Raw genomic sequence first — 23,541 nt, forward strand, 5'->3', positions numbered from 1 at the left:
CTCAGACCAGTTCCACGTCGACTTTGGTAGCGGGTTTGGCGCTTTGCTGGGCGGCCACCAGGTAGGACGTGAGCTCCATGAGTTTGGCGTCCATCTCGTTGAGGGCGTTGCTTTGCTGGTTGATCTCGTTGATGCGGTCTTCCAGTCCCCCAGCAGCTTGCGAGATGCGGTCTATCGCCTCGATGCGGCGGGCGAAGTTGCGGCGGCGTTCGCGCAATTGGGCGTCCAGCTGGGCAGCGGCCGATTTACTCCACAGCTCCACATCGGCCAGCGCGGCCTCATGGATGTTACGCAGGCGGGTGGAAAGCGCGCGCACCAGGCGGTCGGCAAACTCGGGCTGGGCCAGCTTGAAGGCATTGCCCAAGCCGAGGTACTGCAGATGGTTGCGCTCCACGGTGTCCACGTCTGCCGAGAAGCGGGCCATGTCGGGCTCCACCGGCGGCTGCAGCGAGAAGCCGTATTCGGCATTCAACGAGGTAAAGCTGGCCTCCAGCATGCTCTGGATTTCGGCGCACAGGCTTTGCACGCGCTGCAGGTTGCCGCGCAAGCGGTCAAAGGTTTCGCTGTAGGCGCGCTTGACGCCCAGCTTCAGGCCTTTTTGCAGCAAGGTGTCGCTGAGCAAAGCCATTTCCTTCTTGAGCACCGAGGCGCCCAGGATGTTGAACACATCGCGCAGCAGGCGCAGGTGTACCGATCGCACCGCATGGATTTTGGCGCCGCCCTGGTCAAACTCCGCCTGCTCTTGCGAGATGCGGTTGCGCATGTGCTTGATGACGTTGGCGTTTTTGCCCTGCAGGCTTTGCAGCTCCAGCATCTGCTCGGTCAGGTCGCGCTTGCGGATGTTGATGACGCGGCCGGTCTCGCCGCGCAGGTCGGTGATGCCGCCTTTCATGGCCGAGGCCAGGATCTTCTGGCGCTTGCCCATCATGCCGTGGCCGAGTACGTCCTCGAGCACCGGCAGGCAGCTCTGGCGCAGCAGAACGTCGTCTTCGGTGACCTTGGCGACCAGGCCCTTCTGGGCGGAGACGGCAATCACCCGCTCTTTGGGAATACCCAGAATGTCGGCCGTGCTGGTGCGCTGGCGGTCAATCTGGGTCTGGATCTGGGCCGGGGTGCTGAGGGCGTCCCACAGCGTGTCGATCTTGTTGAGCACCACCAAGCGCGCATCGGGGTCGGTGGACTCGGTAATCAGGTGCTCGCGCCAAATGGAGAGGTCGGATTTGGTGACACCGGTGTCCGCACCCAGCATGAACACCACCGCATGGGCCTGCGGAATCAGGCTGACGGTCAGCTCCGGCTCGGCGCCGATGGCGTTCAGGCCCGGGGTATCCAGAATCACCAACCCTTGCTTGAGCAACGGATGGGCGATGTTGATAAGCGCATGGCGCCAGCGCGGCACCTCGACCATGCCCTGCGCGTCCACCATGGGGTTGTCCTCGGGGGCTTGCGCATGCCAGAAGCCCAATGCACGGGCTTCGTCTTGCGTGACCTTGCGGGTTTCGGCCACTTTTTCCAGGGCCTTGGCCAACTGCATGGGATTGTTCACATCGAGGTCGATGCGAGCCCATTTTTCGGGGGCCATGCGCCATTCCATCAGGGCCTGGGGTTGCAGGCGGGTTTCGATGGGGAGCAGGCGCAGGCAGGGGGGCACATCAGCGTCGTAGCCCATTTCGGTAGGGCACATGGTGGTGCGGCCTGCGCTGGCCGGCATGATGCGCCGGCCGTAACCTGCGAAGAACAGGGCATTGATCATCTCGGATTTGCCGCGCGAGAACTCGGCCACAAAGGCCACCATCACCTTGTCTGAGCGCAGCTGGGTTTCCAGGCGCAACAGGCGCTCCTCCACACCGGCGTCCAGTAACTCGTGGTCTTTGAGCCATTCCGCCAGTAACTTCAGGCGCAGGGCGAATTCGCGCCGCCATGTACCGTGTTGGTCAAACTGTTCGTTGAATGAAGTAGCCACGTAGTCCCCCGAGAATCGGCCAATATAGCACCGCGCCCCTCTCTTAGCGCTTCTGGCAAACCATGCAGTAGTAAGTGGAGCGCTGGCCCTGCCGGATGGCGCGTACCGGTGTGGCGCACACACGACAAGGCGCGCCCTCGCGGCCGTAGACATTGGCTTCGAGCTGGAAGTACCCGCTTTCGCCATTGGCATTGGAAAAATCCCGCAGGGTGCTGCCGCCCTTCTCTACCGCGCGGCTGAGCACGTCTTTGACCGCCGCATGGAGCTTGGCCACCCTTGGTTTGCTGATGCTGTTGGCCGGGCTGGTGGGGCGTATGCCGGCGAGAAACAAGGCCTCCGATGCGTAAATATTGCCCACCCCGACCACCACCTCGCCGGCCAGCAACACCTGTTTGATAGGCGCTTTGCGCTGGCGCAGGCCGGCCAGAAAGGCGGCGGGGTCAAAACCATCGCCCAGCGGCTCCACACCCAGGTGGCCCAGCAGCTTTTGCGCAACCGGGTCAGACTCGCCTGCCGCAAACACCACCGCTCCGAAGCGGCGGGGGTCGTGCAGGCGCAGGGTGCCCAGGTCCGTCACCATGTCAAAGTGGTCATGCAAGCCGGCGGGCGGCAAGTGGCGGTCAAAGATGACCGAGCCTGACATGCCCAGGTGCACCAGCAGCAAGCCGTCGCTCAGGTCGATCAGCAAATACTTGCCCCGGCGCCGCACGCCACGCACCCGCATGCCGACCAACACTGCCGGCTCACATTGCAAGGGCCAGCGCAGGGGTTTGCCCATGCGCACGCCCTGAATGGTGGCGCCGGTGATGCGGTCGGCAAAACTCCGGCGGGTCACTTCGACTTCGGGCAATTCAGGCATGGGGACTCTCGGTATTGGGGCTTGGATTATTATGGTCCGATGCACCGTACCCCACGCCTCATTACCCTGGCCGCCCTGCTGGCCGGACTCGCCCCCATCGCTCCCGCCATGGCGGCAACACCCGCGCCGGTGATCGTCAATTCCGACCTCGATGCACGGCTGATGTACCAGATCCTTCAGGCAGAGATGAGCGCACTCGATGGTGACGAGGCGAATGCTTTCTCGCTCACGCTCGACGCTGCCCGGCGCTCGGGCTCGGTCAAGTTGTATGAGCGTGCGGTTGAGCTGGGTTTGCGGGCCCGTAGCGCCGAATTTGCCATCGAAGCGGCACGTGCCTGGCAGCGTGCCTACCCGACCGCCAAAGAACCGAACCGCTATGTGCTGCAGATATTGATTGGCACCAACCGCCTTGCCGAAATTGCGGACCCCCTCAAGCGCGAACTGCAGGGGTTAACGGGCAAGGAACGGGTGACCGCGATCAACCAGATTCCCCGCTACTTCCCCCGGGTGACGGACAAAGCATTGGCCGCCAACGTGGTGGAGCAAGCACTGGCGGCAGACCTGCCGACCAGCAATTACGGCCCTGCCGCTTGGGCCGCTGTAGGCGTAATGCGGTTTGGCGCTGGCAACACGGCCGGCGCACTGGATGCCGCCCAGCGCGGTGCGGCGCTCGACAGCTCCGCGGATGAGCCCGCCATATTGGCCCTGAACCTGATGGAAGCCAAGACGCCCGCCGCTGAAGCGGTCGTGCGCAAATACCTGGCTGGCAAAGCCATTCCCGAAATCCGCATGGCCTATGGCCGCACCCTGATAGGTGCGCAACGCTATTCCGAAGCGCTGGAGCAAATGAAGGTGCTGAACCAGCAGAAGCCCGAATTCCCGGATGCCTGGCTGGTGCGAGGTTCCCTGGAGCTGCAAGACCGCGGAAACACCGTGGCGGAAAAGTCGCTCAAAAAGTACTTGAGCCTGCTGCCCGCTGAGCAGGACAGCAGCGACGAATCAGAAACCGGCCGCGGTGCCGTGCAGGCCTACCTGCTGCTGGCGCAGATTGCGGAGCAGAACGGCAAAGCCGATGAAGCCAATGCCTACCTGCAACGCATCAAGAGCCCCCAGGACGCTCTTCGGGTGAACACCCGCCGCGCCATGCTCCTGGCCCGCCAAGGCAAGCTGGACGATGCGCTCATGGTGATCCGCACTTCGCCCGAGCTGCAAGCGGATGACGCCCGTACCAAGCTGGCCACCGAAATACAGCTGCTGCGGGAATACAAAAAAATGGACGAGGCCTACGCCCTGTTGGGCAAGGCCGTCAAAACCTATCCGGATGACACCACCTTTGCCTATGACCAGGCCATGGTGGCCGAAAAGCTGGGCCGCATCGACGAGATGGAACGCCTGTTGCGACAGCTCATCAGCAAAGCACCGGATTACCACCACGCCTACAACGCGCTGGGCTACTCGCTGGCGGACCGCAACATGCGCCTGCCGGAGGCCCGCCAACTGATTCTCAAAGCGCTGGAGTTCGCCCCCGGTGATCCCTTCATCGTGGACAGCTTGGCTTGGGTGGAATATCGCAGCGGCAATCTGGCAGAAGCCAAGCGTCTTTTGGAACAAGCTTTTGCCAAACGGCAGGATGCAGAGATTGCAGCTCACTTGGGCGAGGTGCTCTGGGTCTCCGGGCAACGCGATGCCGCCAATAAGGTATGGCGCCAGGGCCTGGAGCAGCAAAAAGACAACGAAACGCTTCTGGAAACCATCAAGCGCTTGAACCCTTCGCTATGAAGCGCAGGCGTTTTACCAGTGCCCTGGCGCTGGTTGCTACATCTTTTATAGCTGGTTGCGCACACAGGACGGGCGCCAATGGCGCTTTTCCTGCAGAAGCTCAATGGAACGGTCGTCTGGCACTCAAGGTGCAAACCGAACCGCCTCAAGCCTTCAGCGCCGACTTTGAGCTGGGCGGCAGTCCGCAAAGCGGTCTGCTGGTGTTCTTCACCCCCCTGGGCACCGCCGCCGCGCGCCTGCAATGGGCACCGGGCGTTGCCACGCTCCTGGCTGACGGCGAAACCCGCCATTTCGACTCCCTTGCTGCCTTGGCGCAGCAAGCGACTGGCGCCGAACTGCCAGTGCGGGCCCTGTTTGACTGGCTGAACGGCCAAGCCACCGAGGTCCCCGGTTGGACCGTGGACCTGAGCCGGCTGGAGCAAGGTCGCTTGCAAGCCGCCCGAGCAGCGGGCGCATTTCCCGCGGTGGATTTGCGTATCGTGCTGCAGCGCTGAGGTCGCACAAGCGCTGCATTGATAATCGCGGGCATGCAGTCGCTCTACGACATTCCCGCCCCCGCCAAGCTCAACCTGTTTCTCCATATCGTGGGCCGCCGCGACGATGGCTACCACCTGCTGCAATCGCCCTTCATGTTGATTGACTGGTGCGACACCCTGCACTTCAGTCAACGCAGCGACGGACAAGTCAGCCGCGAAGATTTGACCTGGGCCCTGCCGGAAGACGACCTGGTGGTCCGCGCCGCGCGCGCCTTGCAGCAAGCGACCGGCTGCACTGCAGGTGCACATATCGCCATTCACAAGTCCATCCCCGCCCAAGCCGGCATGGGTGGCGGCTCATCCGATGCGGCATCGACGCTGCTCGCATTGAACCGGCTCTGGAACCTCAAACTGCCCTTGGAGGCGCTCGCCAAAATCGGCCTGCAACTGGGCGCTGATGTGCCATTCTTTTTGGGCGGGCGCAATGCCTGGGTGGAAGGTATCGGAGAGAAACTCACTCCTATAGAGATACCGGTTTCGCGTTGGCTGGTGGTCAAACCGGACGCCGGATTGGAGACGAAAAGAATTTTTTCTGATCCAAACTTGAAACGGGACTCAGAGTGCGCTACAATCTATGGCTTCGCTGCACACACTTTCGATAAGACATTGAGTCAAACCCGAAACGACTTGCAGGCCATAGCCCAGACGCTATGCCCCGAGGTTCATCAAGCCCTTCAGTGGCTGGATTCCAAAGGCTTAAGCGGTCGGATGACGGGTTCAGGAAGCGCAGTTTTTGCGCACCTCAACCAAGACATCAATCTGGATGATGTGCCAAGCAACTTTGAAGTCAAAGTGTGCAGCAGTTTGGATGTTCACCCCCTTCAGGGATGGGCACCCAGCGACGGTTTATCGGTGGGTAGCGTTTAGCTATCAACCCGTGTAGGGGAGTCGCCAAGTTGGTTAAGGCACTGGATTTTGATTCCAGCATGCGAAGGTTCGAATCCTTCTTCCCCTGCCAAATTGCTGTTCGGGCCGGTCCCGATGCAGCATGCGATCTGTGACGAAATAAACCCAATCTCTTCGCTGGACCACCCCACATGCAGGCATTCACCCCCCCTGATTTCATGGTTTTCACCGGCAATGCCAACCCCGGCATGGCTGAAGACATTGCCAAGCACCTTGGCATTTCTCTGGGCGCCGCCAGTGTCGGCCGCTTCTCCGATGGTGAAGTTACCGTCGAGATCAACCAGAACGTGCGTGCCCGTGATGTGTTTGTGGTTCAAAGCACTTGCGCGCCCACCAACGAAAACCTGATGGAACTGCTGATCATGGTGGACGCGCTCAAGCGTGCCTCTGCTGAACGTATCAGCGCAGTGATTCCTTACTTTGGGTATGCCCGCCAGGACCGTCGTCCCCGCTCTGCCCGCGTGCCCATCACTGCCAAAGTGGTAGCGAACATGCTGCAAGCCGTGGGTGTGGACCGCGTGCTGACCATGGATTTGCACGCTGACCAGATCCAGGGCTTCTTTGATATTCCGGTGGACAACATTTATGCGTCCCCCGTACTGCTGGGCGATTTGCGCCAGAAGAATTACAGCGATTTGATCGTGGTGTCGCCTGACGTCGGCGGTGTGGTGCGTGCCCGTGCGCTGGCCAAGCAATTGAACTGCGACATGGCCATCATCGACAAGCGTCGCCCCAAGGCCAACGTGTCTGAAGTCATGCACGTGATCGGCGAAATCGAAGGCCGCAACTGCGTGATCATGGATGACATGATCGACACCGCAGGCACCCTGGTGAAAGCCGCTGAAGTATTGAAGGCCCGCGGCGCGAAGAAGGTGTATGCCTATTGCACACACCCCATCTTCTCCGGCCCGGCCATTGAGCGTATCGCCGGTGGCGATGCTCTCGACGAAGTCGTGGTGACCAACACCATTCCTTTGAGCGCTGCCGCCGCGCAGTGCAGCAAGATTCGCCAACTCTCCGTGGCCCCGCTGATCGCCGATACGATCCAGCGTATCGCCAAGGGAGATTCGGTCATGAGTTTGTTTACCGAGTAATCACCCGGTACAAAAAGCGGACGCTGCAGGTTTCGGCCAGAGGCGTCTTTTACTGTCGGAGTCACACTGGTCGCGGTGGACTCTTTTTTGGAGTTAGATATGAAATTTGTCGCTTTTGAGCGCGCTAAGCAGGGCACGGGTGCGAGCCGCCGTCTCCGCATTACTGGTCGTACACCTGGCATCGTTTACGGTGGCACCGGCGAACCTCTCTTGATCGAACTGGACCACAACGCTTTGTGGCACGCCCTCAAGAAAGAAGCTTTCCACTCCACCATCCTGGACATGGAACTGAACGGCAAGGAAAGCAAGGTCCTGTTGCGTGACGTGCAAGTGCACCCCTACAAGCAACTGGTTCTGCACATCGATTTCCAACGCGTGGAAGCCAACACCAAGCTCAGCATGCGGGTGCCTTTGCACTTCAGCGGTCAGGAAAACTCTCCTGCCGTGAAGACCGACGCTTGCTTGATCAATCACGTCATCACTGAACTGGAAGTGGCATGCTTGCCTGCAGATCTGCCTGAGTTCATCGCTGTGGACCTGAGCGGCTTGGTGAAGGGCAAATCCCTGCACGTGAACGATCTGGTTCTGCCCAAGGGCACCGTTGCTGTGACCCACGGCAAACCCAACCCCGTGGTTGTGTCCGTGGTGGCTCCGGTGGAAGAAGTGGCAGCTCCTGTTGCCGCTCCTGCTGCGGATGCCAAGGGCAAAAAAGGCAAGAAGTAATTCACGCCCAGCGTTGATCGCCTTGAAACGGCCCACTTCGGTGGGCCGTTTTGCTTTGCGCCCTCAAGCGCCTGATGTTTTGTAAGCCATAATTTTCCGCATGATCAAACTGTTTGTCGGCCTGGGCAACCCCGGCCCCGAGTACGACGGAACCCGTCATAACGCAGGCTTCTGGTGGGTAGATGCACTGGCGCGTGAACTCAAAGTCAACCTGGTGATGGACCGTGGCTATCACGGCCTCGTGGCACGCACCACCATCAAGGGCGAAGCCGTCTGGCTGCTGGAACCGCAAACCTTTATGAACCTGTCAGGCAAGTCCGTAGCCGCATTGGCCCGCTTCTTCAAGATCAAACCGGAAGAAATTCTGGTAGCGCACGACGAGCTCGATGTGGTGCCCGGCGAGGCCAAGCTCAAGTTCGGCGGCAGCCACGCTGGCCACAACGGCCTGCGCGACATCCATGCCCAACTGGGCACCGGCGACTACTGGCGACTGCGCCTTGGCGTGGGCCACCCCGGCGTCAAGTCAGAGGTGGTGCATTGGGTGTTGAAAAAGCCCTCGCTGGACCACCGCATTGCCATCGACCAAAGCATTGACCGATCGCTCAAGGCCTTGCCCCACCTGCTTGCCGGCGAAATGGACAAAGCCACCATGCTGATCCACACCAGCAAACCACCACGCCCCAAACCCCCTCGCCCGCCTGCGCCAACCGCGGCCGAATCTATCCCATCGCCCGCATCGGAAGCGCCTTCGGCAGTGACACCACCTTCTCCCCCCGCCGCCTGAACGCCCCACCACCCACTCCGGAGACCAGCCATGCACCAACGTCTATTGATTGCTATATCTTTTATAGCTGCTTGCGCACTGTCCACCGGAGCCAGCGGCCAAAAAGTCTATCGCTGTGGCAACACCTACAGCCAGACGCCATGCGGAGGAGACAAAACCCTGGACACCACCTCCCCCAACGCCACGTCCGCAGCGGCCCGCAGGCAAGCGGTTGACAAAGAGAACAAGCGACAAATGGAAGCGGCCAAGGCCATGGAAAAAGCCCGGCTGGCGCAAGAGGCTGAAGCCCTGAAGCGCCATCAGGCAGAACTCAAGGCCATCGAGGAAGAAAAAACGAAAGCTGCCAAAGGTGCCACCGGCGCCGCGGTGAGCACACAAGCACCTCTGAAGAACAAGAAACCGCCCGAATTTTTTACCGCCAAAGAAGCACCGGCGGCCAAGCCCTGACACTGGGCAGCGGATCGCACCAAAGTCAGGCAGGCTTGCCGGCTGCCGCCTGCAGGCGCAGGTACTTTTGCATCAGCGTTTCCTTGTTTTCCACAAACTCCGGGTTCACCGGAATGCAGGCCACAGGACAGACTTGCACGCACTGGGGCTCGTCGAAGTGGCCCACACATTCCGTGCACTTGTGCGGATCAATTTCGTAAATCTGCTCACCCAGATAAATCGCCTCGTTCGGGCATTCGGGTTCACACACATCGCAATTGATGCATTCGTCGGTGATTAACAGTGCCACAGCAGTACACGCTCCATGGCCTGATTATCGCCTGCAGGCCGAGATCACCCTTCCGAAGAGTCGGGCTTGACGATCACCACTGGCACCCCGCTGGCGTGCAGCACTTCGTTGGACACTGAACCCAACATGGCGCTGCGCAAGCCACTCATGCCGCTCGCGCCCATGATCACCATGTCGCAACCGAAGCGCTCCGAAATCTCAACCAGGGTGTGGGCCGGATCCCCCTTTGCCACTTCGCACTCGTACTGCAAACCTGCGGCATCCAGTAACGCACGGGCCGGTGCCAAGGCGTCCAGTCCCGCCTGGGCACTGATGCGATCGACCGCTTCGGGATCGTGCATGACCAGGAGCTCGTAGAGCGTGGCCGGCTCCTGCACATTGGCCAACACAGCCTCCATGCGCAGGCCGTTCCCATGCATGCGCAATGCCAGATGCACAGCCCCCATCGACACCTCCGAACCATCTACCGGTAGCAGGACTCGCATGGTGACCTCCTGAGAAGTTAGTTGGAAAGTTTTTCCATCAGGCGGGTGTGCACTACGGGCGCAACGAAAGAGCCCACATCGCCCTTCAGGGTCGCAATTTCCCGGACCAGCGTACTCGAAATAAACTGAAAACGCGAATCCGGTGTGAGAAACACGGTTTCCACCTCGGGCGCCAAGGCCTTGTTCATGCCGGCCAGCTGCGCTTCGTAGTCAAAATCGGTGACCGAGCGCACGCCGCGCACCATCGCGCGGGCCCCGTGCGCCACCGCAAAATCACGCACCAACCCGGTGAAGCTTTCGACCTGCACATTGTCGATGGGCTGAAACACTTCACGCACCATCTCCAACCGCTCATCCAGGCTGAACATGGTTTTCTTGTGGTGCGCCGCAGCCACCGCCACAATCACCGTGCCAAACATCCGGGACGAGCGGCGTATCAAATCCTGGTGCCCCAAGGTGATGGGATCAAAGGTTCCGGGGAATACGGCAATGACAGCTTGGGGCATGGCGGAGGGGTTTCAAAAGCCGGTGAGGCGTTGACGGAAATTATGCAGGCGCGTGCTTGAGCAGGTGCGCATGCACCGCACCGGCCTTGAGGTGGCGGTGAACACTGAGCCCCACAGCACTCAGGGTGTCATCGGTGTAGGCAGTGGGCGCCTCCAGATACACCCAGCCCTCAGGCGCCAACGCACGGGCGCAAGCGCCCAACGCAGGTTCAAACAGCGGCGCGTCAAAGGGCGGGTCGATGAAAATCACATCCAGGCTGCCCGGTGCCGCCTGGCGGATCGCGGCCACCCCGTCCCCGCGCTGCACGTGCAGCGCAGTCGCCCCCAGTTGGGCCTGGGTTTTCTTGAGCTGCTCGATCAGGGCGCCGTCCTGCTCAATGATGAGCACGTCTTTCGCGCCACGGGACGCGGCCTCGAAACCCAAGGCGCCGGTGCCCGCAAAAGCGTCCAGGCACCGCAGGCCGGTCATGTCCTGCCCCAGCCAGTTGAACACGGTTTCGCGCACCCGGTCCGGCGTGGGGCGCAGGCCGGGCTTGTCGGCTACTTTGAGTTTGGTGCGCTTCCACAGCCCGCCGATGATCCGGATTTCGCGGCTCTGGCCGGCGCGGGGCCGCGCGGGGCGCTTGGGCGCAGCTGCAGCGCTGCGTGAAGAGGTGGCTTTGGCGTTCATGCAAGGAGCTTAACTGAATGCACCACCCTCAACGGCTTGGCTCAGGCGCCCCCAGCACTACCGTCGCCATGCGGTTCGGCTGCAATGTGCGGGCCATGGCCGCACGGACATCAGCCACCGTAAGGCGCTCGACCTGCTGCGTCCAAGTGTCCAGATAGTCCAGCGGCAGGCCGTTCCAGGCGATGTTGGCCACGTTGTCGAGCAGCTTCTTGTTGCTGTCGATGCGCAGGGCAAATCCGCCGATCAGGTTGTCTTTGGCAGCTTGCAGCTCTTTTTCAGTCGGCCCCTCTTCCACGAACTTGGTCACCACCTCGCGCACCAAAGTCAGTGCTTGCTCCGCCTGGTCAGGCCGCGTTTGGAGGCCGATGGTGAAGGCACCTGCATGCATGCCGGGCGCAAAGTAGCTGTACACGCTATAGGTGAGCCCCCGCTTCTCGCGCACCTCTTCAGTCAGGCGGGCGGTAAAGCCGCCACCGCCCAGGATGTGGTTGCCCACCGTGAGCGCAAAGAAATCCGGGTCATTGCGTTTGAAGCCCGGCTGTCCCACCAGCACATGCGCCTGGGCCGATGCAAACGGAATGCGTACCTCGCTCGCGGCCGTCAGCGCAGCCACCTCGGGCACTGCCGGCTGCGCCGTGCAGCCGCCTTGCGGCAGGCGGGCCAGCAGCTTGGCTACCAGTGCATCCGCCTGCGCACGGTTGAGCGCACCCACGATGCTGACCTGTGCCGCGCAGGCGCGCAGGACCTTGGCGTGCAAGGCACGCAGGTCTTCCACATTCGTCCGCAACAGGCTGGCTTCGGTCGTCTCGCGGCCATAGGGGTGGCTGCCGTACACGGCCTGGCTGAACGCACGCGCGGCCAGTGTGGCGGGGCGGGTGTTGGCTTCCTTCAGGCTGGCAATCATCTTGGGGCGGTCACGCAGCCAAGGGGCTTCGGGGAACGATGGCTCGCCCAACTGGCGGGCGGCCAGCGCTACGGCTTTGTCCAACAAGTCCGGGTAGGTCAGGGAGCGCAGGCCAAAGCTCATGCGGTCGGCACTCGCGCTGCCGCCGAAAGACGCGCCCAAGTCCGCCCAGGCTTCGCTGAGCTGGTGCTCGTCCAGCGCAGGGCCGGCACCGCTGGCGCGCACGCCGTTCGCGGTGCTGGCAGCCATCAGGTTGGCCAGGCCGGGCTTGTCGATAGGGTCGCGGCGGGCGCCGGCATCCAGATCGATCTGCACATCCACCATCGGAATGGCAGGGCTCTCAACGAGGTAGATACGCACACCACTGGGCTGCATCCAGTGCTGGATGGGAATGCCCGCCCACACGGAATGCATGCCAAACAAGGCGCTAGCGCACACCAATAGTGCGCGAGCAGCTATGAATTTAGGAGTAATCATGGAGTCAATGGCTGGAAGCGCTGTTCAATGGCGAAGGCCTACCGCGGGGACGCGGGGCTTGCGGGTGCTGTCCACCGGCTGCGGCAGCAAGGTGGCGACGGTCAGGGCGTCATCCCCAAAGTACTTGGCGGCTACCGCCTGCACCTGCGCGGCTGTCACTCTGCGCAAGCGCTCCAGCAGCAGCTGGTCCGCGCCCAAGGGGAAGCCATTGATCCAGCTCACACCCAGCAGGCGGGCCTGATTGAACACACTGTCTTGCTTGTAGACCTCGCCCGCTACCCAGCGGTTTTTGACGCGGGTGAGTTCAGCCTCGGTCACACCGTCTTTGGCGACCAGCGCCACTTGGGCGCGCAATGCAGCCTCCACCTCGGTGGCCGTTTTGCCTACGGCTGGTATGCCATACAGCGTAAAGAGCTGCGGGCCGCGGGCGGTGAGCCCGTAGTACGCGCCAGCTTCATCCGCCACAGGTTTGTCCGACAGCGTCAGCGCGCGCGGCAGCCGGGCACCGTCGTAGCCGGAAAGGACTGCCGACAGCACCGTGAGCGCCAGAGCATCCTCGCTGGTCGCATCGGTGGAAGCTGCCGCCGTGGCAGGCAAACCGGCAGGTTGGAGGCCCGGCACCTTGAAGGCGAGTGCCACATAGGCCTGTTCAGCGGGCGCCTTGAAGTCCAAGCGGCGCATCCCGGTTTGCTCGGGCTCAGTGCGCGGCTTGCGCTGCGGCAGGGCGTGCACCGGCAGGGTGCCGTAATACCTTTCTGCCAGCACGCGAACGGCGTCCACATCCACATCTCCGGCCACGATCACGGCAGCATTGGTGGGCGTGTACCAGCGGCGGTAGAAGGCGCGGGCGTCGTCCGCGGTCATGCTCTCCAGGTCGCTCATCCAGCCCACGATGGGGCGGCGGTAGGGGTCGGCCTGGTAGATCACCGCGTCCATGGCCTCGTGCAGACGGGCATGAGGCTTGTCTTCGGTGCGCAGGCGGCGTTCTTCTTTCACCACCTCCAGCTCTTTGGCAAACACTTCATCCGTCCAAGTGTTGTTGGCAAAGCGGTCAGCCTCCAGGCGCATCACGTCTTCGAGCTTGGCTGAAGGAATCTGCTGTAAGTAACCGGTGTAGTCCTTGCTGGTGAATGCATTTTCGCGGCCACCCAGCGCGGCGACCTTGCGCGAGAAATCGCCAGCCTTCACCGTAGGCGTGCCTTTGAACATCATGTGCTCCAACAGGTGAGCCACGCCGCTGGTGCCGTCCACCTCGTCCATGGAGCCCACGCGCACCCACACCATGTGCACTGCAGTAGGGGCACGTCGGTCGGGCTTGACGATGAGCGTCATCCCATTCTTCAGGGTGAACTGCTGCGCCAGCGTGGCGGCCGGCGTGGTTTGCACCTCAGCGGCCGAGGCTGTCAGGGGCAGTAGAAGACAAGGAATGGTGAGGGATGCGGCCAGCGCGAACGTGGAAACCGGGGCGGCCCAGCGGGCGCCCGACAGGTGAAATGGGTGTTTCATAGAATGCTGTGATTCTAGAAACACCCTCATGTTCAGTTTTTTCAAAAAGAAATTCCTTTCTTCGTCCACTCCGGCCTCTGAGGCGGTAGCGCCAGCCGTTGCACCTTTAGCAGACGAAGTACCGGCGCAGGCCTCCGATGCACCAGCAGAAGCGGTTAGCGCCCCCGCAGCGTCGGTCACAAGCCCCCCCAGCTCTACCCCCGCCCCGCCCGCACCAGAACCGGCGAACGCGGCACCCGCCAGTACCGGCTGGGGCTCCGGCTCGCTGATCGGCAGCGCGCTGGTGGCGCCCATTGAAATTCCTGAGGCTCCGGCTACGCCGCCCGAACGCCAGAAGTGGCTGGACAAACTCAAGGCGGGCCTGGGCAAAACCGCCAGCAGCATCTCCGGCGTGTTCGGCGGCAGCCAGATCGATGAAGCCTTGTATGAGGACCTGGAAGGCGCCTTGCTGATGGCCGACGCCGGCGTGGCCGCCACCCAGTTGTTGACGGACGCACTGCGAAAAAAGGTCAAGGCTACCGGCGTGACCCACCCGACGGCCCTCAAGAACATCCTGATCGCCGAGCTGACCGAGCTGCTTCAGCCGCTGCAAAAGCCGCTGGTGATCGGCGAGCACACGCCCACCGTCATCATGGTGGCAGGTGTGAACGGTGCAGGTAAAACCACCAGCATCGGCAAGCTGACCAAGCACCTCGCCGACAGCAACGCCAGCGTGTTGCTGGCCGCGGCCGACACCTTCCGCGCCGCTGCGCGCGAGCAACTCACCGTGTGGGCCGACCGAAACACCGTAGAAATCGTGAGCCAGGAAGGCGGCGACCCCGCTGCCGTGAGCTATGACTCGGTGACCGCCGGCAAGGCACGCGGCAAGGACGTGGTGCTCATCGACACCGCAGGTCGCCTGCCTACGCAACTGCACCTGATGGAAGAGCTGAAAAAGATCAAGCGCGTCATCGGCAAAGCCGACGGCACGGCTCCGCACGAAGTGCTGCTGGTCATCGACGGCAACACCGGCCAGAACGCCGTGGCCCAGGTCAAAGCATTTGACGACGCGCTAGGCCTTACCGGCCTGATTGTCACCAAGCTCGACGGCACCGCCAAGGGCGGCGTGCTCGCAGCCATCGCCCGCGAGCGGCCCATTCCGGTGTACTTCATCGGTGTGGGCGAAAAGCTCGACGAGCTGGAAACCTTCAACGCGCGGGAATTTGCGCAGGCCTTGTTGGCTTAAGCCCCGTCGTGGGCAAGGTGTAAGAAACGGGCTTATCGTCCGACCCATTGTTTTCCTTGGACAACCGGAACCATGAGCTCATCCATTCAACGCCGCCAACTTCTTGCCGCCTCTGCAGCATCAGTAACACTTCCCGTATTCGCCCAATCCGCCCCCGCATGGTCGGCCATCGAGGCCAAGGCCAAAGGCCAGACTGTTTACTTCAACGCCTGGGGCGGGTCGGAGACCATCAACGCCTACATCCAGTGGGCAGCTGGTGAAGCGCAGAAGCGCTTTGGTGTGACCGTGCAGCACGTCAAGATTGCCGATGCGCCGGACATGATCAAGCGGGTGCGCAACGAAAAAGCCGCTGGCAAAACCAATGGCAGCGTGGACCTGGTGTGGATCAACGGTGAGAACTTTTTGACCATGAAGCGCGAGGGCCTGCTCTTCGGGCCATTTGCTGAGAGCCTGCCCTCGTACGCCAAGGTGGATGTGCAGGGAAAACCCACCACCCGCCTGGACTTTGCGGAACCCACCGACGGCCTGGAAGCCCCCTGGGGCATGGCACAGCTGACCTTCATGATCGACAGCAAACGCACGCCCAAGCCGCCACAGAACCTCGCAGAGCTGCAAGCCTTTGCCAAAGCCAACCCCGGCCGCGTGACCTATCCGCGCCCACCCAACTTCCACGGCACCACATTCCTGAAGCAAGTGCTAATGGATGTGAACGCCAACCGCGACGCGCTGTACAAACCGGTCACTCCCGATGCGTTCGCCAAAGCCACCGCGCCCTTGTGGGCCGCGCTGGACCAGTTGCACCCGCATCTGTGGCGCGGCGGCAAGCAGTTCCCCAACAACGCAGAAGCCATCCGCCAGATGCTGGCCGATGGCGAAGTGGCTCTCGCCCTCACCTTCAACCCCAACGATGCCGCGAACGAAATAGCCGCCAAGCGCCTCCCAGCTAGCGTGACAAGCTATCAATTCAGTAGCGGAACCATCGGAAACACGCACTTCGTGGCCATTCCGGTGAATGCCACCGCCAAGGAAGGTGCGCAGGTGTTTGCCAACTTTTTGCTCAGCGCCGAGGCCCAAGCCCGCAAGGCCGACATCACCGTGTGGGGAGACCCGACCGTGCTCGCCATGGACAAGCTCAGCGCCACAGAGCGGGCTGCATTTGCCGCCAAGCCCCTGCCCGGCCAGGTAGAAAAGCCAGCGCCCGCCATCCCTGAGCCACACGGCAGTTGGGTGGATGCGCTGGAGAAAGAGTGGACCAAGCGCTACGCTGGGTGAGAAATAGTTCGCACAAAAGCGGACTTTTTCAAGCGCCCTTGGCAATCCGGTAGACAAATCTGAAGCTCTGCCCGTTCAATGCGGGCTGGCCGGCTGGCGGCCCTAACTTTGGATTTGTTTGCATGTCTTTCCTCACACACTCTTCCCGCTTGGCGCGCATGGGCGCCACTGTTGCTTTTGTCGCTGTTGCAGGCGCTAGTCTCACCGCCTGCCAGCAAGCACCTGTGGCATCCGCAGCACCGGTTTACAGTGGCCCGACTCTGCCGATTGCGCAGTCCGATCGAGGTGTACAGATTTTTCTGCCCAGCGCAGCATTGTTTGAATCCGGCAAGTCCACCTTGAATGCCACCGAATCAGCCGCCTACATGCAGCGCGTGGCGCAACTCATCAACACCAAGACCGACAAAAATGTGGTGTTGGAAGGTCACACCGACAACGTCGGCAACGAAGCCCTGAACCAGGAGCTGTCGGAAGCCCGAGCCCGTAGCGTGAAAGAGGCTTTGCTCGCCCAGGGCGTAGACGCCAAGCGCCTGAACACTAGCGGCTTCTCCTTCAAGCGCCCAATTGCCTCCAACGCGACTGACGACGGCCGCAAGCTCAACCGCCGTGTCGAGGTGGTGATTCTGGAAGAAAAGGTAGAAAACATTACCCGCGGTGAAGCACCTAACGCATTTGAAAACGCCTGGGATCGCCTCAAGGCCATGATGGACAAGGGCCTGATCAAACCCATGATGGCGCAATGATGGAGCGCCACACCATGCAACGCCGCGCGTTCAATTCCACACTGGCCAAGGGTTTGGCGGCAGCCTCAGCAACCACGCTGGCAGGCACTGCTGGTGCGCAAACAGTACCCAAGCGCGGTGGAAAGCTGGGCTTGGTATTGGGCGGCGGCTCAGCCCGGGGCTTTTCGCACATCGGTGTGCTCAAAGCACTGGAAGAAAGCGGCTACAAGGCAGACGTGGTGGTAGGCACCAGCGCGGGTTCACTGGTGGGCGCCTTTTATGCAGCGGGCTATACGCCTTGGCAAATGGAAGAAGTGGCCCTCAAGGTGCGAGACATTGATGTGGCAGACCTCAACTCAGCCAATAAACGCGGCATGTTCGCGGGCGAGGCATTGCAAAAACTGGTGAACGACTACGTGCGCCAGCAGCCCATAGAAAAGCTCAAACTCACCTTCGGCGCGGTGGCGACCAACCTGCATAGCGGCGAAGCCGTGCTGCTCCGCTCGGGCGACACCGGCCAGGCAGTGCGCGCATCGAGCGCCATTCCCGGCGTGTTTGTGCCCACGCAAGTGGGCGGTAACGAGCTGGTGGACGGCGGCCTGGTGAGCCCGCTGCCTGTGCGCTTTGCAAGGGCCCTGGGCGCAACCCAGGTGATTGCGGTGGACGTGGGCACCAAACCGCAAAACAATGTGGGCAACGGCTTGTACGAAGTCATTCTGCAGTCCTTCGAAATCATGGGTCGTGCGCTGGCCAACCTCGAAGGAAAAGAGGCCGACTTCCTTATCCGCCCGGATACCTCGCGCTTCAGCAGCACCGACTTTGGTGCCCGCAAAGACCTGATCCAGGCCGGCTACGTGGCAGGGCGGGCTGCACTGGCAGAGCTCAATCGCAAAGTGCCCCCCAATGCCAAAGCCGGCTGAACCGGCCAGCGCGCAAACCTGACCGTTCGCGAATTGTGGGCCCGTGCAAGTGGTGGCCGGGCCCACAATGGCAGCCATGCCAAACACAGCACCCGCACCTGAAGCGCCCGCGCTCAACGCCCAAGGGCTCACGCGCAAACACCACCTGAGCCTGGTCCTTGTGCTGGGCGGCTTGGCCTTGGTACTGCTGCTGGGCAGCTGGAGCCTGTACAGCCGCCAGAAAGCTGCCCTGACCTGGGCCCTGAGTGCACAAGGCGAACAACTACAGCTCGCCCTGAATGACACGCTCGACGCTGCCCGCCTGCACGCCATGGGCATGCGCCAAAGCGCTGAACGCAACCTGCGCCAACCCCTTTTTAACGACAGCAGCCTCGCGGAACGGCTGGAGCGCCGAAACCTCGCGCCGCTGCGCGATGCACCGTGGGATCGCATGCCGCAAGACCTGGCAAAAGACATGGGTGCCGTACATACCAACCCTGCTGCCAGTGGCGACTACCGGCGCGAACTCAATGCGCCGCTGGGTGCGCTGGGTCAAGCGGTAGCCGCACACGCCCAGCAGCAGCGCCTTGCTTGGAGCTACTTTTTTGACGCCCAGAAGCGCTGGCGATGGGTGTATCCGGCCCAGGCCCGGGACGAAGTGCTGATCGCCACCGGCAAAGCCGACATGGGTGCAGCCCTGCCGGTGCTGTGGGATGCCGCAGGCTTGGATGCGGCGGGACCGGCTCGCAACCCGCAAAAGGAACCGGTGTGGTCTGCGCCGCACACCGACCCCTTCAAGAAAATCACTGTCGTTTCTGCATTGGCCCCGGTGTATGTGGGTGAAGCCTTTGTCGGTGCCATGGGCACCGACCTGAGCCTGGAGGCCCTTGGCACCGTCATGCAACAACGCCCGCTGGCCATGGGGCAGGCCTGGGTGATCGACAAAGAAGGGCGCGTGCTCGCCAGCAGCGACACCAAGGCAGGCACCCCGCCCTCCGGCCCGTACACCACGGAAGCAGGCTGGCTGCGCTATGCCCTACGCGGCTCGCCGTTCAGCCTGGTGATTTATGCGCCCGACGGCGTGGTAGCCAGCCACACCTTGGGCAAGCTGATGCCCATGCTCGTCACCGGTCTGCTGGGCTTGTTGGCGGCCGCAGGCACTGCACTCTGGCTCAGCCGCCAATTCACCTTGCCTGCCCTGCAGTTAGCCGATTACGTACAGAACGCCGAGGGCCCCAACATCAAGCGCCCACCCAAAGTGCCTGCCCTCTGGAAGCCCTGGTTTGACCGCGCTGCGAGAGCCGCCCTGGACCGGCGCGACCAGGTCATGCACCACCACCAGCGCAGCAGCCAGCTCGAAAAGCAGATCATCCAGCTCGAAGCACAGGTTCGCGCACGCGACAACAAGGGCCAGCAGCCTCACTCAGAATAGGCGCTCCTCAACGGGAGACACGCCTTGAAAAAAATTGCTCCATTCGTGGCCGCCGCCTCGGGCCTGGTGCTGCTGTACCTGTTGCTGTGGCCGGTACCCGTCAGCCCCGTGGTTTGGAATGCTCCCGCTGCTCCGGGCTACACCGGCCCGCACGCAGTGAACACACGGCTTGGCAACTTGCGGATGATCGACTTGCAAGGCGAGGTGGGCCCTGAGCACATCCAGTTCGGCCGCGACGGCAAGCTTTACACCACCGTGGCGAGCGGCAACATCTTGCGCATGGAGGCCGATGGCACCGCGCAGCAGGTATTTGCCAACACCGACGGCCGGGTGCTGGGCTTTGACTTTGATGCACAGGGCAACCTGATCGCAGCGGATGCTGTCAAAGGGCTGCTCTCCATCGCCCCGGATGCGAAGGTCACCGTGCTCACCGATACGGTGAACGGAGACCCGATCCGCTATGCGGATGCAGTGGTTGTTGCCAAAAATGGCAAGATGTATTTCAGCGATGCATCCACCCGCTTCGCACCCAAAGACTGGGGCGGCACTTTCGAGGCCAGCGTGCTCGACATCCTGGAGCAAGCCAGCACCGGCCGCATTCTGGAATATGACCCGGCCACCAAAACCACCCGCCTGGTCGCCAGCGGCTTGAGTTTTGCCAACGGTGTGGCGCTGAGCGAGGACGAACAGTCTCTGTTTGTGAACGAGACCGGCAAATATCGGGTGTGGAAAATTGCGGTGAACGCCAATGAGCTCGATGTGCGCACGCTAGGCACCCACGCCCATGCGCAAGCCCAAGTACTGCTGGACAACCTGCCCGGCTACCCCGACAACCTGATGCGCGGCCTGGACGGAAAAATCTGGCTGGGCTTTGCCAAGCCCCGCAACCCGACCGTCGACAACATGGCCGGTAAACCCTGGTTGCGCAGCCTCACCTTGCGTTTGCCGCGTGTGCTGTGGCCCATCCCCAAGGCCTACGGCCATGTCATGGCCTTCACCGAAGACGGCAAAGTAGTGGCCGACCTGCAAGACCCAAGCGGAAGTTACCCCGAAACCACAGCGATTACCGAAACCAAAGACCGCTTGTATGTGCAGAGCCTGCACGCCCACGGTCTGGGCTGGTTGCCCAAGTAAGGCGGATTTACTGCACCAGCCCGGCCGCCACCGCCGGCGGTTCGCGTTTGGCCGTGACTGCGCTGCCGGCCGCCGCACCCATGATGAACACAATCGCCCACCACTGTGGGGCGCTGAGCTGTTCATTCAACATCACCAAGCCCAGCAAGGCTGCCACCGCGGGCTCCATGCTGGTCATGATGCCGAAGGCCTCTTGCGGCAGACGCTTGAGGGCCACCATCTCCAGCGAGATAGGTATGGCACTGGAAATCGCCGCCACCACCAGCCCGATCCATAAAACGTGTGGATCCAGCAGAGCCGCACCTGCGTGCCAGATGCCGAAGGGCACTACGGTAATGGCCGCCACCGTGAGCCCCAGCGCCACCGAGTGGCCCGCATGCAAGTGACCCACGCGCTTGCCGAACACGATGTAAGCACCCCAGAATGCGGCGGCAGCCAGTGCATAGAGCACGCCGGTCACGTCCAGTGCCTGCACATTGCTGCCAAAGGGCAGCAGCAAACCCAGCCCCGCAATCGCCAGCACCAGCCAGACAAAGTCCACCGGCTTGCGCGACGAATACAGCGCCACCGCCAAAGGCCCCGAAAACTCGATCGCCACCGCAATGCCAAATGGAATGGTGCGCAGCGACATGTAAAACAACAAGTTCATCAGCCCCAGCGCCACACCGTAACGCAACAGTGACATGCGGTCGGCCGGTGCCAACGACCAACGCCAGGGTCGCCAGATCAGCAAAAGCAATAGCGCTGAAAAGCCCACGCGAAGCGCGGTGGTGCCCAGAGAGCCAACCACAGGGAATAACTGTTTGGCAATCGATGTGCCCAGCCCCAAGGCCGTGACAGAACCCAAAACCGCCAGCAAAGGCAGTACATGATGAAAGCGGTGTGAAGACATGCCCTGACGATAACCGGTGCAACTCAGGTATAAACCCGTCTCCCCCAATTGACTACCCCATCCCGCGCCATGACTGCCCTGCTCTCTTGCATCGAACTCGAATCCGCCCCCAACCCCACGGCCGCTGTCATCTGGATGCACGGGCTGGGCGCCACCAGCGATGACTTTGCAGGCCTGGTGCCCGAGCTGAACTTGGAAGGCTGCCAGCCCATCCGCTTTGTGTTTCCGCAGGCACCCAGCATCCCGATCACCATCAACGGTGGCTACGTAATGCCCGGCTGGTACGACCTGTATGGCATGGATCTGGTGAGCAAGCAGGATGCAGCGGGCATTCAGCGCTCAGAAACAGCCATTGCGGCGCTGGTGGACCGTGAAGTGGCACGTGGCATTCCGTATGAACGCATCGTGCTCGCAGGCTTCAGCCAGGGTTGCGCTATGGCGCTGCACACCGCGCTGCGCTTGCCACACCCCATTGCAGGCGTCATGGCCTTGTCCGGCTACCTGCCGCTGGCAGACCGCTTTGCCACCGAGCGCAATGCCGCCAACGCGAGCACCCCCATCTTCATGGCGCACGGCACCCAGGACCCGGTGGTGATCTTGAAACGCGGCGAAGACTCGCGCGATGCGCTGGCGTCCCTCGGCCACAAAGTGCAGTGGCACACCTACCCCATGCCGCACAGCGTGCACCCGCGCGAAGTGGCTGACATTGCCGCCTTCTTGAAGCAAGTGTTGCCCGCGTAATGGGTGCAGCTCGCCCCCTGGTGCTGGGCATTGACTTCGGCACATCGAACTCCGCCTGTGCATTGATTGACGCGCACGGCGCCTTGCAGGTCATCCCGCTGGATGGTGCCAAGGCCGAAATGCCGACCGCCCTGTTTTTTGCCAGCGAGACCGTGGATGCTGCGCGGCATACCGTGCTCTATGGCGCAGACGCCATGCAGGCCTACCTGAATGGCACCGAGGGGCGCTTGCTGCGCTCGCTCAAAAGCCTGATGGGCAGCCGCCTGATGGATGAATACACCGCCGTGGGCGACAAGAGCATCCGCTTCTTTGACATCGTGGTGCTATTCTTCAAAGAGCTCAAGCGCCGCTGCGAAGCCCATGTGGGCCAGCCCCTGACCCACGCCATGCTGGGCCGCCCGGTGCACTTTGTGGACGACGATCCCGAGCGCGACCAGCTGGCGCAAGAGACGCTGGGCCGCGCCGCGACAGAGGCCGGCTTTACCCACATTGCCTACCAGCTCGAGCCCATTGCCGCCGCGCTGGACTACGAGCAGCGCGTAGCAAAAGAGACTACGGCACTGGTGGTGGACATTGGTGGCGGCACCTCCGACTTCACGGTCATCCGCCTGAACCCCGAGCGCAGCGCGCAGGGCGACCGCACGGCGGATATCTTGGCCACCACCGGCGTGCACATTGGCGGCACCGACTTTGACCGCTTGCTGGACCTGGCCACCGTGATGCCCCACTTGGGCTACAAGCATGTGGGCACCGGCGGGCGCATTGTGCCCAACAGCGTGTTTTTTGACCTGAGCACCTGGCACCTGATCCACCAGGCCTACACCCGCAAGTCCATGCACTTTGCCAAAGAGCTGTGGACCGACTACACCGACCAGACCCTGCATCGCCGCCTGATGGACGCGCTGGAAGAACAACACGGCCACCGCATGCTGGCCAGTGTGGAAGCCGCCAAGATTGCCTGCTCCATCAGCGGCGACAGCGCCGTAGTGGAGCTGGACTTTCTGGACAGCAGCCTGGCCCCCACCGTGGACGCGGCGAATATGGAAGTCGCCCTGCACGCATCGCTGGCGCAAGTAGTTCAGTGTGCCCAGGACTGCGTGGCCGCCGCCGGACTGCAGGGGGTGGACGCGGTCTACCTCACCGGTGGTTCGTCCGCACTGCGCACGCTGATAGCAGCGCTGCGCCAAGCCATGCCCCAAGCAACGCTGGTGGAAGGCAACCGGTTTGGTGGCGTGGCCGCCGGACTGGCATGGGCGGGTGCGGTACACCCGTATTGATTTGCTATCTATTTAGGAG

At 62.1% G+C, this 23,541-nt stretch carries 24 protein-coding genes and 1 tRNA gene; 16 read left to right on the forward strand and 9 right to left on the reverse strand.

All coding sequences use genetic code 11. The features are described from left to right. Nucleotide 1 precedes the first annotated feature (1 nt). Entirely contained in the window at nt 2–1,963 is a 1,962-nt protein-coding gene (locus tag RAN89_RS17450; RefSeq protein ID WP_313867484.1) for a dynamin family protein, read from the reverse strand. A gap of 43 nt (nt 1,964–2,006) precedes the next feature. After that, entirely contained in the window at nt 2,007–2,822 is an 816-nt protein-coding gene (mutM, locus tag RAN89_RS17455) for a bifunctional DNA-formamidopyrimidine glycosylase/DNA-(apurinic or apyrimidinic site) lyase (protein WP_313867485.1), read from the reverse strand. 39 nt (nt 2,823–2,861) lie between these two features. Here mutM and RAN89_RS17460 point away from each other — a divergent pair, with 39 nt between their 5' ends. The 8 genes from RAN89_RS17460 (at nt 2,862) to RAN89_RS17495 (ending at nt 9,091) form a co-directional block, all read left to right on the forward strand. Next, nucleotides 2,862–4,601: a tetratricopeptide repeat protein gene (locus RAN89_RS17460; protein ID WP_313867486.1), complete on the forward strand. Its 1,740-nt coding sequence runs from the start codon at nt 2,862–2,864 to the stop codon at nt 4,599–4,601. Continuing rightward, a complete protein-coding gene (locus RAN89_RS17465; protein ID WP_313867487.1) occupies nt 4,598–5,095 on the forward strand; it encodes a lipoprotein insertase outer membrane protein LolB in 498 nt (165 codons plus the stop codon). Before RAN89_RS17460 ends, RAN89_RS17465 begins: the two co-directional genes overlap by 4 nt. Nucleotides 5,096–5,128: 33 nt before the next feature. After that, nucleotides 5,129–6,004: a 4-(cytidine 5'-diphospho)-2-C-methyl-D-erythritol kinase gene (gene ispE, locus RAN89_RS17470; protein ID WP_313867488.1), complete on the forward strand. Its 876-nt coding sequence runs from the start codon at nt 5,129–5,131 to the stop codon at nt 6,002–6,004. A 14-nt stretch (nt 6,005–6,018) separates the two neighbouring features. Continuing rightward, nucleotides 6,019–6,095: transfer RNA gene (locus RAN89_RS17475), tRNA-Gln, on the forward strand. 79 nt (nt 6,096–6,174) lie between these two features. Next, nucleotides 6,175–7,137, forward strand: coding sequence for a ribose-phosphate pyrophosphokinase (locus RAN89_RS17480; RefSeq protein WP_087494859.1), 963 nt, complete (start codon nt 6,175–6,177; stop codon nt 7,135–7,137). Between the two features lie 99 nt (nt 7,138–7,236). Beyond that, a complete protein-coding gene (locus RAN89_RS17485; RefSeq protein WP_313867489.1) occupies nt 7,237–7,860 on the forward strand; it encodes a 50S ribosomal protein L25/general stress protein Ctc in 624 nt (207 codons plus the stop codon). Nucleotides 7,861–7,960: 100 nt separating this feature from the next. Then, a complete protein-coding gene (gene pth, locus RAN89_RS17490) occupies nt 7,961–8,644 on the forward strand; it encodes an aminoacyl-tRNA hydrolase (protein ID WP_313867490.1) in 684 nt (227 codons plus the stop codon). 30 nt (nt 8,645–8,674) lie between these two features. Continuing rightward, complete coding sequence (locus RAN89_RS17495) at nt 8,675–9,091, forward strand: hypothetical protein (RefSeq protein ID WP_313867491.1); 417 nt, start codon at nt 8,675–8,677, stop codon at nt 9,089–9,091. A 25-nt stretch (nt 9,092–9,116) separates the two neighbouring features. Here RAN89_RS17495 and RAN89_RS17500 read toward each other — a convergent pair whose 3' ends face one another. From RAN89_RS17500 to RAN89_RS17525, 6 genes are read right to left on the reverse strand one after another with little or no spacing between them, the layout of a single operon-like run. Further along, nucleotides 9,117–9,380 carry a YfhL family 4Fe-4S dicluster ferredoxin gene (locus RAN89_RS17500; protein ID WP_313867492.1) on the reverse strand — a complete coding sequence of 88 codons (264 nt, stop codon included), beginning with the start codon at nt 9,378–9,380 and terminating at the stop codon, nt 9,117–9,119. Between the two features lie 44 nt (nt 9,381–9,424). Then, nucleotides 9,425–9,865 carry a universal stress protein gene (locus tag RAN89_RS17505; protein ID WP_313867493.1) on the reverse strand — a complete coding sequence of 147 codons (441 nt, stop codon included), beginning with the start codon at nt 9,863–9,865 and terminating at the stop codon, nt 9,425–9,427. Between the two features lie 17 nt (nt 9,866–9,882). Next, nucleotides 9,883–10,371: a pantetheine-phosphate adenylyltransferase gene (coaD, locus tag RAN89_RS17510; RefSeq protein WP_313867494.1), complete on the reverse strand. Its 489-nt coding sequence runs from the start codon at nt 10,369–10,371 to the stop codon at nt 9,883–9,885. Nucleotides 10,372–10,411: 40 nt separating this feature from the next. Next, a complete protein-coding gene (gene rsmD / locus RAN89_RS17515) occupies nt 10,412–11,041 on the reverse strand; it encodes a 16S rRNA (guanine(966)-N(2))-methyltransferase RsmD (RefSeq protein ID WP_313867495.1) in 630 nt (209 codons plus the stop codon). A 28-nt stretch (nt 11,042–11,069) separates the two neighbouring features. Beyond that, nucleotides 11,070–12,422, reverse strand: coding sequence for a M16 family metallopeptidase (locus RAN89_RS17520; RefSeq protein ID WP_313867496.1), 1,353 nt, complete (start codon nt 12,420–12,422; stop codon nt 11,070–11,072). 24 nt (nt 12,423–12,446) lie between these two features. Then, entirely contained in the window at nt 12,447–13,928 is a 1,482-nt protein-coding gene (locus RAN89_RS17525; RefSeq protein ID WP_428984467.1) for a M16 family metallopeptidase, read from the reverse strand. Nucleotides 13,929–13,956: 28 nt separating this feature from the next. Here RAN89_RS17525 and ftsY point away from each other — a divergent pair, with 28 nt between their 5' ends. The 6 genes from ftsY to RAN89_RS17555 all read left to right on the forward strand — a co-directional run bounded on the left by ftsY (nt 13,957) and on the right by RAN89_RS17555 (nt 20,612). Continuing rightward, nucleotides 13,957–15,153, forward strand: coding sequence for a signal recognition particle-docking protein FtsY (ftsY, locus tag RAN89_RS17530; RefSeq protein ID WP_313867497.1), 1,197 nt, complete (start codon nt 13,957–13,959; stop codon nt 15,151–15,153). Nucleotides 15,154–15,225: 72 nt separating this feature from the next. Then, entirely contained in the window at nt 15,226–16,425 is a 1,200-nt protein-coding gene (locus RAN89_RS17535; protein WP_313867498.1) for an ABC transporter substrate-binding protein, read from the forward strand. Between the two features lie 122 nt (nt 16,426–16,547). Beyond that, nucleotides 16,548–17,168 (forward strand): OmpA family protein, encoded by a 621-nt coding sequence (locus tag RAN89_RS17540; RefSeq protein ID WP_313867499.1) that lies wholly within the window; start codon nt 16,548–16,550, stop codon nt 17,166–17,168. Between the two features lie 14 nt (nt 17,169–17,182). Beyond that, a complete protein-coding gene (locus tag RAN89_RS17545; protein WP_313867500.1) occupies nt 17,183–18,067 on the forward strand; it encodes a patatin-like phospholipase family protein in 885 nt (294 codons plus the stop codon). Nucleotides 18,068–18,143: 76 nt separating this feature from the next. Next, entirely contained in the window at nt 18,144–19,478 is a 1,335-nt protein-coding gene (locus RAN89_RS17550; RefSeq protein WP_313867501.1) for a cache domain-containing protein, read from the forward strand. A gap of 24 nt (nt 19,479–19,502) precedes the next feature. Beyond that, nucleotides 19,503–20,612, forward strand: a complete 1,110-nt coding sequence (locus RAN89_RS17555) for an SMP-30/gluconolactonase/LRE family protein (protein ID WP_313867502.1) — start codon at nt 19,503–19,505, stop codon at nt 20,610–20,612. A 7-nt stretch (nt 20,613–20,619) separates the two neighbouring features. Here the strand turns inward: RAN89_RS17555 and RAN89_RS17560 are convergent, their stop codons facing one another. Continuing rightward, the gene (locus tag RAN89_RS17560) at nt 20,620–21,504 is read right to left on the reverse strand and encodes an EamA family transporter (protein ID WP_313867503.1); all 885 of its coding nucleotides are present in this window, start codon (nt 21,502–21,504) and stop codon (nt 20,620–20,622) included. A 69-nt stretch (nt 21,505–21,573) separates the two neighbouring features. Here RAN89_RS17560 and RAN89_RS17565 point away from each other — a divergent pair, with 69 nt between their 5' ends. Both RAN89_RS17565 and RAN89_RS17570 read left to right on the forward strand, forming a co-directional pair. Beyond that, nucleotides 21,574–22,245 carry an alpha/beta hydrolase gene (locus RAN89_RS17565; RefSeq protein WP_313867504.1) on the forward strand — a complete coding sequence of 224 codons (672 nt, stop codon included), beginning with the start codon at nt 21,574–21,576 and terminating at the stop codon, nt 22,243–22,245. Next, the gene (locus tag RAN89_RS17570; RefSeq protein ID WP_313867505.1) at nt 22,245–23,522 is read left to right on the forward strand and encodes an Hsp70 family protein; all 1,278 of its coding nucleotides are present in this window, start codon (nt 22,245–22,247) and stop codon (nt 23,520–23,522) included. The genes RAN89_RS17565 and RAN89_RS17570 overlap by 1 nt, the downstream gene beginning before the upstream one ends. The last annotated feature ends 19 nt before the right edge of the window (nt 23,523–23,541 follow it).

It is taken from the genome of Rhodoferax mekongensis (genome assembly GCF_032191775.1).
Classification (GTDB): domain Bacteria; phylum Pseudomonadota; class Gammaproteobacteria; order Burkholderiales; family Burkholderiaceae_C; genus Allorhodoferax; species Allorhodoferax mekongensis.

Excerpts from the sequence above, each read along its gene's own strand:
- RAN89_RS17480 (WP_087494859.1), top strand. The coding sequence starts at position 6,175 with ATGCAGGCATTCACCCCCCCTGATTTCATGGTTTTCACCGGCAATGCC.
- mutM (WP_313867485.1), bottom strand. The coding sequence starts at position 2,822 with ATGCCTGAATTGCCCGAAGTCGAAGTGACCCGCCGGAGTTTTGCCGAC.
- RAN89_RS17505 (WP_313867493.1), bottom strand. The coding sequence starts at position 9,865 with ATGCGAGTCCTGCTACCGGTAGATGGTTCGGAGGTGTCGATGGGGGCT.
- RAN89_RS17535 (WP_313867498.1), top strand. The coding sequence starts at position 15,226 with ATGAGCTCATCCATTCAACGCCGCCAACTTCTTGCCGCCTCTGCAGCA.
- RAN89_RS17465 (WP_313867487.1), top strand. The coding sequence starts at position 4,598 with ATGAAGCGCAGGCGTTTTACCAGTGCCCTGGCGCTGGTTGCTACATCT.
- RAN89_RS17525 (WP_428984467.1), bottom strand. The coding sequence starts at position 13,928 with ATGAAACACCCATTTCACCTGTCGGGCGCCCGCTGGGCCGCCCCGGTT.
- RAN89_RS17520 (WP_313867496.1), bottom strand. The coding sequence starts at position 12,422 with ATGATTACTCCTAAATTCATAGCTGCTCGCGCACTATTGGTGTGCGCT.
- rsmD (WP_313867495.1), bottom strand. The coding sequence starts at position 11,041 with ATGAACGCCAAAGCCACCTCTTCACGCAGCGCTGCAGCTGCGCCCAAG.
- RAN89_RS17550 (WP_313867501.1), top strand. The coding sequence starts at position 18,144 with ATGCCAAACACAGCACCCGCACCTGAAGCGCCCGCGCTCAACGCCCAA.
- RAN89_RS17495 (WP_313867491.1), top strand. The coding sequence starts at position 8,675 with ATGCACCAACGTCTATTGATTGCTATATCTTTTATAGCTGCTTGCGCA.
- RAN89_RS17565 (WP_313867504.1), top strand. The coding sequence starts at position 21,574 with ATGACTGCCCTGCTCTCTTGCATCGAACTCGAATCCGCCCCCAACCCC.
- RAN89_RS17545 (WP_313867500.1), top strand. The coding sequence starts at position 17,183 with ATGCAACGCCGCGCGTTCAATTCCACACTGGCCAAGGGTTTGGCGGCA.
- coaD (WP_313867494.1), bottom strand. The coding sequence starts at position 10,371 with ATGCCCCAAGCTGTCATTGCCGTATTCCCCGGAACCTTTGATCCCATC.
- pth (WP_313867490.1), top strand. The coding sequence starts at position 7,961 with ATGATCAAACTGTTTGTCGGCCTGGGCAACCCCGGCCCCGAGTACGAC.
- ftsY (WP_313867497.1), top strand. The coding sequence starts at position 13,957 with ATGTTCAGTTTTTTCAAAAAGAAATTCCTTTCTTCGTCCACTCCGGCC.
- RAN89_RS17540 (WP_313867499.1), top strand. The coding sequence starts at position 16,548 with ATGTCTTTCCTCACACACTCTTCCCGCTTGGCGCGCATGGGCGCCACT.
- RAN89_RS17460 (WP_313867486.1), top strand. The coding sequence starts at position 2,862 with ATGCACCGTACCCCACGCCTCATTACCCTGGCCGCCCTGCTGGCCGGA.
- ispE (WP_313867488.1), top strand. The coding sequence starts at position 5,129 with ATGCAGTCGCTCTACGACATTCCCGCCCCCGCCAAGCTCAACCTGTTT.
- RAN89_RS17560 (WP_313867503.1), bottom strand. The coding sequence starts at position 21,504 with ATGTCTTCACACCGCTTTCATCATGTACTGCCTTTGCTGGCGGTTTTG.
- RAN89_RS17570 (WP_313867505.1), top strand. The coding sequence starts at position 22,245 with ATGGGTGCAGCTCGCCCCCTGGTGCTGGGCATTGACTTCGGCACATCG.
- RAN89_RS17485 (WP_313867489.1), top strand. The coding sequence starts at position 7,237 with ATGAAATTTGTCGCTTTTGAGCGCGCTAAGCAGGGCACGGGTGCGAGC.